Source organism: Vibrio sp. H11, assembly GCF_004804295.1.
Taxonomy (GTDB): domain Bacteria; phylum Pseudomonadota; class Gammaproteobacteria; order Enterobacterales; family Vibrionaceae; genus Vibrio; species Vibrio ostreae.
On the sequence record NZ_SSHN01000006.1, the window covers coordinates 252,834 to 262,645 of the forward strand.

General features: G+C 49.8%; 7 protein-coding genes, 1 tRNA gene and 1 rRNA gene. 6 read left to right on the forward strand and 3 right to left on the reverse strand.

Annotated features, from left to right (window positions below; translation table 11 throughout):
* Positions 1–26: 26 nt before the first annotated feature.
* Positions 27–665: a DUF2959 domain-containing protein gene (locus E6C74_RS12080; RefSeq protein WP_136485521.1), complete on the forward strand. Its 639-nt coding sequence runs from the start codon at positions 27–29 to the stop codon at positions 663–665.
* 117 nt (positions 666–782) lie between these two features.
* Here E6C74_RS12080 and typA read toward each other — a convergent pair whose 3' ends face one another.
* Positions 783–2,603, reverse strand: a complete 1,821-nt coding sequence (typA, locus tag E6C74_RS12085; protein ID WP_136485484.1) for a translational GTPase TypA — start codon at positions 2,601–2,603, stop codon at positions 783–785.
* 495 nt (positions 2,604–3,098) lie between these two features.
* Here typA and glnA point away from each other — a divergent pair, with 495 nt between their 5' ends.
* From glnA to add, 5 genes are all read left to right on the forward strand, one after another.
* On the forward strand, positions 3,099–4,508 hold the full coding sequence (glnA, locus tag E6C74_RS12090; RefSeq protein ID WP_136485486.1) for a glutamate--ammonia ligase: 1,410 nt from the start codon (positions 3,099–3,101) through the stop codon (positions 4,506–4,508).
* 144 nt (positions 4,509–4,652) lie between these two features.
* Entirely contained in the window at positions 4,653–5,198 is a 546-nt protein-coding gene (locus E6C74_RS12095) for a DUF4124 domain-containing protein (protein WP_168797019.1), read from the forward strand.
* 134 nt (positions 5,199–5,332) lie between these two features.
* A complete protein-coding gene (glnL, locus tag E6C74_RS12100; protein WP_136485490.1) occupies positions 5,333–6,379 on the forward strand; it encodes a nitrogen regulation protein NR(II) in 1,047 nt (348 codons plus the stop codon).
* 53 nt (positions 6,380–6,432) lie between these two features.
* Entirely contained in the window at positions 6,433–7,836 is a 1,404-nt protein-coding gene (gene glnG / locus E6C74_RS12105) for a nitrogen regulation protein NR(I) (protein WP_136485492.1), read from the forward strand.
* Positions 7,837–8,074: 238 nt separating this feature from the next.
* On the forward strand, positions 8,075–9,079 hold the full coding sequence (gene add / locus E6C74_RS12110) for an adenosine deaminase (RefSeq protein ID WP_136485495.1): 1,005 nt from the start codon (positions 8,075–8,077) through the stop codon (positions 9,077–9,079).
* A gap of 263 nt (positions 9,080–9,342) precedes the next feature.
* Here add and E6C74_RS12115 read toward each other — a convergent pair.
* Positions 9,343–9,419, reverse strand: a tRNA-Asp gene (locus E6C74_RS12115).
* 84 nt (positions 9,420–9,503) lie between these two features.
* A 5S ribosomal RNA gene (gene rrf / locus E6C74_RS12120) occupies positions 9,504–9,619 on the reverse strand.
* Positions 9,620–9,812: the final 193 nt, after the last annotated feature.

A 9,812-nucleotide genomic window follows, 5' to 3' on the forward strand; every position in this document is an offset into this window, starting at 1 on the left:
ATTATTTTAATAGAAAGGAGTTCATGATGCCTTACTTGTTGGCCATCTTGTTATCTGTCTTCACCCTGACTGGTTGCCAGAGTGCGTATTATTCGGCAATGGAAAAAGTCGGCTACCATAAACGTGACATCATGGTTGATCGGGTTGAAGCCGCACAAGACTCACAGAAAGACGCTCAGCAGGAGCTGACCAGCGCGCTCGAAGCCCTGTCAGCCTTTACCCAGTTCGACGGTGGAGAGCTGGAAAGCGCCTATGAGCGCATCAACGATCAGTATCAGCAAAGCGAAGACGCCGCCGCGGATGTGCGCGATCGGATCGCCGCAATCGAAGATGTTTCCCAGGCTTTGTTTGCCGAGTGGCAGCAAGAGTTGTCGCTGTATACCAGCAGCAAGTTGCGTCGCGCCAGTGAGCAGAAGCTGAAACAAACTCAGGCATCGTATCAGACCATGCTGAAAGCGATGAAACAGGCTGAGCAGACAATGACACCTGTGCTCAATACACTGCGTGACAACACCCTGTATCTCAAACACAACCTCAACGCCAGCGCGGTCGGCTCGCTGCAGGGTGAATTCGCCTCACTGGAGAAGGATATCCGCAGTGCGATCAGTCAGATGAATGCTGCAATTGCCGAGTCAGATCAGTTCCTCAGCCAGTTAAAACAGTAATGACCGCCAATACCGGACCGGCAGCGGTATTCAGATAGACCGCTCCGGTTAATCCGCTCATGGTGCCAGACAATAAAAAAGCCCTCAAATGAGGGCTTTTTTTAATCCGCTGAACGATTACTTACGCGCAGCGCGTTTACGGTCGTTCTCAGTCAGGTGACGTTTACGGATACGGATGCTCTTCGGTGTTACTTCTACCAGCTCGTCATCATCGATGAACTCCAGAGCCTGTTCCAGCGTGTATTTGATCGCAGGAGTCAGAACCTGAGCGTCATCAGTACCAGAAGCACGTACGTTGGTCAGCTGCTTACCTTTCAGACAGTTTACTGTCAGGTCGTTAGAACGGTTGTGGATACCCACTACCTGACCTTCATAAACCTCATCCGCGTGTTCTGCAAACAGACGGCCACGCTCTTGCAGGTTAAACAGTGCGTAAGTCAGTGCTTTACCGGTTGCGTTCGAGATCAGTACGCCGTTAACACGTTGACCGATTTCGCCACCTTTGTGCGGGGCGTAGTGGTCAAAAGTATGGTACAGCAGACCAGTACCAGAAGTCAGAGTCAGGAACTCAGTCTGGAAGCCGATCAGGCCACGTGATGGCATCACGAAGTCAAGACGTACACGGCCTTTACCGTCCGGAGACATGTCTTTCAGTTCGCCTTTACGCAGACCGATTTTCTCCATGATACCGCCCTGGTTCTCTTCCAGTACGTCGATAGTCACAGTTTCAAACGGTTCCATCAGTTGGCCATCTTCTTCGCGCAGAATAACTTCCGGACGAGATACTGCCAGCTCAAAACCTTCACGGCGCATGTTTTCAATCAGGATAGACAGGTGCAGTTCACCACGACCAGATACACGGAATTTATCTGGATCGTCAGTTTGCTCAACGCGCAGGGCTACGTTATGTACCAGTTCTTTTTCCAGACGCTCAAGGATGTTACGTGAAGTCACGAACTTACCTTCTTTACCCGCGAACGGAGAAGTGTTGACCTGGAAAGTCATCGTAACGGTTGGTTCATCAACCGTCAGTGCAGGCAGAGCTTCTACTGTGTTCACGTCACAAATGGTGTCAGAGATTTTCAGCTCACCCAGACCAGTGATCGCAACGATGTCACCAGCCGTTGCCAGGTCAGTTTCAGAACGTTGCAGACCCAGGTAACCCAGAACCGTACCCACTTTGCCGTTACGCTTCTTGCCATCAGCACTGATTACCGTCACTTGCTGGTTTGGCTTCACGCTACCACGGGTTACACGGCCAACACCGATAACACCAACGTAAGAGCTGTAATCCAGCTGTGAAATCTGCATCTGCAGTGGACCATCAAGGTCAACGTTTGGTGATTCAACATTATCAACGATTGCCTGGAACAGCGGTTCCATGTTTTCGCCGGTCTCGCCTTCTTCCAGCGATGCCCAACCGTTCAGTGCTGATGCGTAAACCACTTGGAAGTCAAGCTGTTCGTCAGTCGCGCCCAGGTTGTCAAACAGGTCAAATACCTGGTCCATAACCCAGTCAGGACGCGCGCCAGGGCGGTCGATTTTGTTGATAACAACGATAGGCTTCAGACCGTGAGCAAACGCTTTCTGCGTTACAAAGCGGGTTTGTGGCATTGGGCCGTCAACCGCGTCAACGATCAGCAGTACAGAGTCTACCATCGACATAATGCGCTCTACTTCACCACCGAAGTCCGCGTGTCCCGGGGTGTCAACGATGTTGATACGGAAATCATTCCAGTTGATCGCTGTGTTCTTCGCCAGGATGGTAATACCACGCTCTTTTTCGATGTCGTTCGAGTCCATGACTCGCTCTTCAACGTCACCGCGCGACTCTAGCGTGCCCGATTGCTGGAGCAGTTTATCTACCAGGGTCGTTTTGCCGTGGTCAACGTGCGCGATGATCGCGATGTTTCTTAGTTTTTCAATCTGAGTAGCCATGGAATTTTGCTTCACTTAATTACACAAATGGCCCGATTTACGGAAGTGCAAACCAGTACCTGAGTTTGGTTAAAAAAACGGCCAATAATGTACCAGATTTTGGCGAAAAGCCTAGAAATATGTGATCTGACTCTGTGAATTTCGCACATTTAGAGCCTAGTCGCGAATTGAAATGAACACAAACCGTCCTGGAGCAGAAAAGACAATTGACAATCACAGAAATAATCGGCTGAATAGTGTTCGCTTTGTTATAAATTGGTGCAGCAAAAACCACTATGCACCACCAAAGTGCAGAACGGGATCATTATGGTGCAACGGAAAGCACCAAAAAGAACCAAACACTCGCAAAGCATTGAAATTACGGGACTTAAGAAATTGGCACGATATTAGCTTAATAAAATCAGCATTGCTTAAGAAATAGTGCAGCCTTAAGCAATGCTGGTTTCACTTTGATTCGAGCCCAAACCGCTTTATTAACACTGGAGGTTATCCAAGATGTCAGTAGAAAACGTTCTATCGCTGATCCAAGAAAACGAAGTTAAGTTTGTTGACCTACGCTTCACAGATACAAAAGGTAAAGAGCAACATATCTCTATTCCTGCTCACCAAATCGACGCAGACTTCTTCGAAGAAGGTAAAATGTTCGATGGTTCATCAGTTGCTGGCTGGAAAGGTATCAACGAATCTGACATGGTAATGATGCCGGATGCATCATCTGCTGTACTAGACCCGTTCACAGAAGACGCAACGCTAAACATCCGTTGTGACATTCTTGAGCCTGCAACTATGCAAGGCTACGATCGTGACCCACGTTCTATCGCAAAACGTGCTGAAGAATACATGCGTTCAACTGGCATCGCAGACACTGTTCTGGTTGGTCCAGAGCCAGAGTTCTTCCTGTTTGACGACGTGAAATTCTCTACTGACATGTCAGGTTCTTTCTTCAAGATCGATGACGTGGAAGCGGCATGGAACACTGGCACTGAATACGAAAACGGTAACAAAGGTCACCGTCCAGGTGTGAAAGGCGGTTACTTCCCAGTAGCGCCAGTTGACTCATCTCAAGACATCCGTTCAGCTATGTGTCTGATCATGGAAGAAATGGGTCTGGTTGTTGAAGCACACCACCACGAAGTAGCAACAGCGGGTCAGAACGAAATCGCAACGCGTTTCAACACTCTGACGACTAAAGCGGACGAAATCCAAATCTACAAGTACGTTGTTCATAACGTTGCTCACGCATTCGGTAAAACAGCGACTTTCATGCCTAAACCACTCGTTGGCGACAACGGTTCAGGTATGCACGTGCACCAATCTCTGGCAAAAGACGGCGTTAACCTGTTCGCAGGCGACAAGTACGGCGGCCTGTCTGAAATGGCGATCTACTACATCGGTGGTATCATCAAACACGCTCGTGCAATCAACGCATTCGCTAACCCAGCGACTAACTCATACAAGCGTCTGGTTCCTCACTTCGAAGCACCAGTTATGCTGGCATACTCTGCACGTAACCGTTCAGCGTCTATCCGTATCCCAGTGGTACCAAGCCCTAAAGCACGTCGTATCGAAATTCGTTTCGGCGATCCAGCAGCGAACCCATACCTGGCGTTTGCAGCAATGCTGATGGCTGGTCTTGACGGTATCAAGAACAAGATCCACCCAGGCGAAGCGATGGATAAAGATCTGTACGATCTACCAGCAGAAGAAGCTGCAGAAATTCCAAAAGTGGCAGAATCTCTGCAACAAGCTCTGCAATGCCTAGACGAAGACCGCGAGTTCCTGACAGCAGGTGGCGTATTCTCTGATGACTTCATCAACTCTTACATCGACCTGAAATCTAAAGATGTAGAGCGCGTGAACGTAGCAGTACACCCACTAGAGTTCGAACTGTACTACTCTGTATAATTCGCACTCAGTGCCGTTGTAACGGCGGTTGCAATCAATAATAAGGCTCGCCTCGCAGGCGGGCCTTTTTTCTATTGGTTGACGTTCAGAGCCTTATTATCCTTGTCTTCTCACTGCCATATGACAGCTCAGCCAAGGAGTCGCATGAAACGGACCACTCCCCTTGCATTACTGCTGTGTCTGCTGCCCGCAGCAGACACTCAGCCCCAGACCATCTATACCTGGACCGATCATCACGGCACCGTTCATTTTAGTGATAATCCAAGTCATGCCCATAGCCGGGTGCTGCGACTATCCGTTAATGACGCACTGCTCGTTAATGACACACCGCCGGCCTTAACCCCGTCGGTCAATGCGGCAACGGCACAGGTTGCACCGAAACAGCACACAACCACTCAAACAGAGCTGCACATAGAGTGGTTAAAACCGACTCATGAACAGACGGTTCACGACAATCAGGGCAACATCACCCTGCATATCGCACTAAACCGCCCGCTGTCTGAGCAAGAGACACTGCAATTACTGCTCGATGATCAGCCTTTTGGTGCACCCGGCACCAAAACAGTGTGGCAGCTGAGTAATATTGCACGCGGCTCACATACCTTTTTAATTCAGGCTCTTGTAAGCGGCAAGGTTATTGCATCGTCTAGTAAAGTAACGGTGTATCTGCATCGGGCATCCATTAAATAGGTGTGAACAACACTCAATCGCCCGATTTAACAGGGGATTTCACTTTTTATTTCTATACCGTTGCGCCATACTTGACAAAACAGTGCACCATTATTGTGCATTGCATCATTTTGGAACACGGCAAGGACGATACTGTGAGTGCAGAGCTAAGCGAAACCATTCTGAACAATGTTGTAACCGCCACCTTGATGTTGGATGAAACATTGTGCGTACGTTACGCCAACCCGGCGGCCGAACAACTGTTTTCCCAAAGTGCCAAGCGCATTATCAATCAACCGCTGTCAAAACTGATTCAACACGCTTCGATGGACCTGGCTTTACTGTCTCAGCCATTGCAAAGCGGACAGAGTATTACAGACAGTGATGTCACCTTCGTGGTTGACGGCAAACCCTTAATGCTGGAAGTGACCGTCAGTCCGATTTCGTGGCAGAAGAGCTTGATGCTGTTGGTTGAAATGCGAAAAATCGGTCAGCAACGCCGCCTGACTCAGGAGCTCAATCAGCATGCGCAGCAACAAGCAGCGAAACTGCTGGTGCGAGGTTTAGCTCATGAAATTAAAAATCCGTTAGGGGGGTTGCGCGGCGCAGCTCAGTTGCTGGAACGCATGTTACCGGACCAGAGCCTGACCGAATACACCCAGATTATTATCGAACAGGCAGATCGTCTGCGTGCGCTGGTCGACCGTTTACTTGGCCCGCAGAAGCCTGGCAAGAAAACGTCGGAGAACCTGCATCTGATTCTGGAAAAGGTTCGTCAGCTGGTTGAACTCGAAGGTGGCAAAGAGTTGCAGATTGAGCGGGATTACGATCCCAGCCTGCCCAATATCATGATGGATACCGATCAAATCGAGCAGGCTCTACTCAATATCGTCAGTAATGCGGCGCAAATTTTGTCACAGCAGTCGCATGGCGTGATTACCCTACGCACCCGCACCGTGCACCAAGCCAATATTCACGGTCAGCGACATAAGTTGGTGGCCCGCATTGAGATCATTGATAACGGCCCGGGTATCCCACTCGAACTACAGGATACACTGTTCTACCCGATGGTCAGTGGCCGGGAAGGTGGGACCGGACTTGGTCTGTCAATCTCTCAAAACCTGATCGACCAGCACAATGGAAAAATCGATGTAGAAAGCTGGCCAGGACGAACCATATTTACGATTTATTTACCCATCTGATGGTGTGATTATGCGACCACTGAGAATGTAGGTTGCTGTTGAGGAAGAATACTATGAGTAAAGGATACGTTTGGGTTGTCGATGACGACAGTTCTATTCGTTGGGTGATGGAGAAAACCCTGTCGTCAGCAAACATTAAATGTGAAACCTTCTCCGATGCGGAAAGCGTTCTGATGGCATTAGAACGAGAAACGCCGGATGTACTGGTTTCTGATATTCGTATGCCCGGGATCGACGGAATCGAGTTACTGCATCAGGTACACTCGCGCTCACCAGAGCTCCCGGTGATCATCATGACGGCCCACTCCGACCTGGATGCAGCCGTAAATGCCTATCAGAAGGGGGCATTCGAATATCTGCCTAAGCCGTTTGATGTGGATGAGACCCTCACTCTGGTTGAACGTGCGATTGCCCACGGTCAGGAACAGCGTAAAGAGCAGTCACAAAATCAGGTCCCCACCTACGATACACCGGAAATCATCGGCGAAGCGCCAGCAATGCAGGAAGTGTTTCGCGCCATCGGCCGCCTGTCCCGCTCTTCGATTTCAGTGTTGATTAACGGTGAATCGGGTACCGGTAAAGAATTGGTCGCTCATGCTCTGCATCGTCACAGCCCGCGGGCGCAGAACCCTTTTATCGCCCTCAATATGGCCGCTATCCCGAAAGACCTGATCGAATCTGAACTGTTTGGCCACGAAAAAGGCGCGTTTACCGGCGCCAACAATGTACGTCAGGGCCGTTTTGAACAGGCTAATGGCGGAACACTGTTTCTGGATGAAATCGGTGACATGCCGCTCGACATTCAGACCCGTTTGCTGCGGGTACTGGCCGATGGACAGTTCTATCGTGTCGGCGGCCATTCCGCAATCAAAGTCGATGTGCGAATTGTCGCCGCAACGCACCAGAATCTGGAAAAACTGGTTCATCAGGGCAAGTTCCGTGAAGACCTGTTCCACCGTCTTAACGTCATCCGCATTCAAATTCCTGCTTTGCGTGAGCGTCGTCAGGACATCGACAAACTGACCAAACATTTTCTTGCTCTGGCTGCCAAAGAGTTAGGCGTGGAGATGAAAACTCTGCATAGCAAAACAATCGAAATTCTCAATCGTCTCGATTGGCCGGGTAACGTACGTCAGTTAGAAAACATGTGCCGCTGGCTGACGGTAATGGCAAGTGGTACCGAAGTGTTACCAAGCGACCTGCCTTCTGAGTTACTGGCAGAGAAGAAAACGGTCGACTTTGACAGTGATGTCAGTTGGCAGAAGCAGCTTGAAGCCTGGGCAAAATCCGCCCTAGCATCTGGTGAAACTGAAATCCTCTCTTATGCTCTGCCGGAATTTGAACGCATCCTGCTGGAAGCCGCTTTGAATCATACTAACGGCCATAAACAAGATGCAGCCAAAGTGCTTGGCTGGGGACGTAATACCCTGACGCGCAAGCTTAAAGAATTGTATTAGCCCGAAGCATAATCTCACTGAGAGCTACGCAAGGTGGTCTGTAATCAGGCCACCTTTTTATTTTCCGCCGCTGCATTCAGCCCGCAGCAGTCTCCTTTCAGCGAGCGACGAGAGATCAACATATACAGTAAACAAGAACAAAGTCGCAGCAAAATAAGCCAGATTCAGCCATTACAGCTACTGACACTGACCCGATTGGTTTTTATACTTAGCGCAGAATTTGACTTGGTAGATGACAATGATTACAAAAAATATTCCCCTGACTGATCTACACCGCCACCTTGACGGCAACATCCGCACTCAAACCATCCTTGAGCTTGGCCAGAAGTTTGGTATGGCGTTACCCGCCGATACTGTGGAAGCTCTGACACCGCATGTACAAATTGTCGAAGCCGAACCCTCTCTGGTTGCCTTTCTGTCGAAACTTGACTGGGGTGTGGCTGTACTGGGTGATCTGGACGCTTGCCGCCGCGTGGCCTACGAAAACGTTGAGGATGCACTCAACGCGCAGATCGATTATGCCGAACTGCGTTTTTCTCCGTATTACATGGCAATGAAACATAACCTGCCCATTGCCGGTGTCGTCGAAGCCGTGGTCGATGGCGTACAAGCCGGTGTACGCGATTTTGGCGTGCAAGCTAACCTGATTGGCATACTGAGCCGTACTTTCGGCACAAAAGCGTGTCAGCAAGAGCTGGAGGGCATTCTGAGCCAGAAACAGCACATCGTCGCACTCGATTTAGCCGGGGATGAGCTGGGACAACCTGGAGATCGCTTTGTCAGCCACTTTAAACAAGCACGCGATGCCGGACTGAATATTACCGTCCACGCAGGCGAAGCCGCTGGCCCGCAGAGCATGTGGCAGGCTATCCGTGAATTAGGCGCAACCCGTATTGGCCACGGTGTGAAAGCAATTGAAGATCCGCAGCTGATGGATTATCTGGCTAAACACCGGGTTGGTATTGAGTCTTGCCTGACCTCCAACATTCAAACCAGCACCGTTGCCAGCCTGGCGCAACATCCGCTCAAGCGTTTCCTTGAGCACGGTGTGCCAGCGTGTCTGAATACCGATGATCCGGCAGTAGAAGGGATTGAACTACCATACGAGTATGAAGTGGCAGCGCCGCAAGCAGGCCTCAGCCAAGAGCAAATCCGTCAGGCTCAAATCAACGGCCTGGATCTCGCTTTCTTGTCTGAAACAGAAAAACAGGCACTGAAGGATAAAGTCGCTCAACGCTGTTAAACTTTCATCAAACAAAAATTTACCAAAGCCCCGCCCTTACAAGCGGGGCTTCTTTGTCAGGGTCTAGAACTTAAAATAATAACCTGGGCAGATAACAAGATATTCCGTCTCGATGTTGGCTGGAATAGATAAGGAAGTAGCGGACGGCCGGGCTGGCGCACCATCGGAGACGCGTACGTCCGGGACTCGTCATCGCAACGTGATGAAACTGGCTCAGCTTAAAACGACAAAACCCCAGCATTTCTGCTAGGGTTTCGGATAAGTGGCGGAGCGGACGGGACTCGAACCCGCGACCCCCGGCGTGACAGGCCGGTATTCTAACCAACTGAACTACCGCTCCGCATTGGTCAGACTATAAAGTCTTTTCTCGTTTTTGCTTTCAGGCTATTCCTTAAAAAGGAGCAAACTGAAGCAAGTAATTAAAGCCTGGCGATGTTCTACTCTCACATGGGGAGGCCCCACACTACCATCGACGCTGTTTCGTTTCACTTCTGAGTTCGGAATGGAGTCAGGTGGGTCCAAAACGCTATGGTCGCCAAGCAAAATTCTGTTTAACTACCGCTGTAAGCGATAATTAATAATTCGGAAAGCTGTTCTTTCGAAAAAGGTTCTCTTTACACATTCAATGTACTGGTCATTGAGTCCAATCAAAACCCCTTGGGTGTTGTATGGTTAAGCCTCACGGGCAATTAGTACAGGTTAGCTCAACGCCTCACAACGCTTACACACCCTG

Coding starts and splice junctions, on each gene's coding strand:
- E6C74_RS12080 (WP_136485521.1), top strand. CDS start 27: ATGCCTTACTTGTTGGCCATCTTGTTATCTGTCTTCACCCTGACTGGT.
- typA (WP_136485484.1), bottom strand. CDS start 2,603: ATGGCTACTCAGATTGAAAAACTAAGAAACATCGCGATCATCGCGCAC.
- glnA (WP_136485486.1), top strand. CDS start 3,099: ATGTCAGTAGAAAACGTTCTATCGCTGATCCAAGAAAACGAAGTTAAG.
- E6C74_RS12095 (WP_168797019.1), top strand. CDS start 4,653: ATGAAACGGACCACTCCCCTTGCATTACTGCTGTGTCTGCTGCCCGCA.
- glnG (WP_136485492.1), top strand. CDS start 6,433: ATGAGTAAAGGATACGTTTGGGTTGTCGATGACGACAGTTCTATTCGT.
- add (WP_136485495.1), top strand. CDS start 8,075: ATGATTACAAAAAATATTCCCCTGACTGATCTACACCGCCACCTTGAC.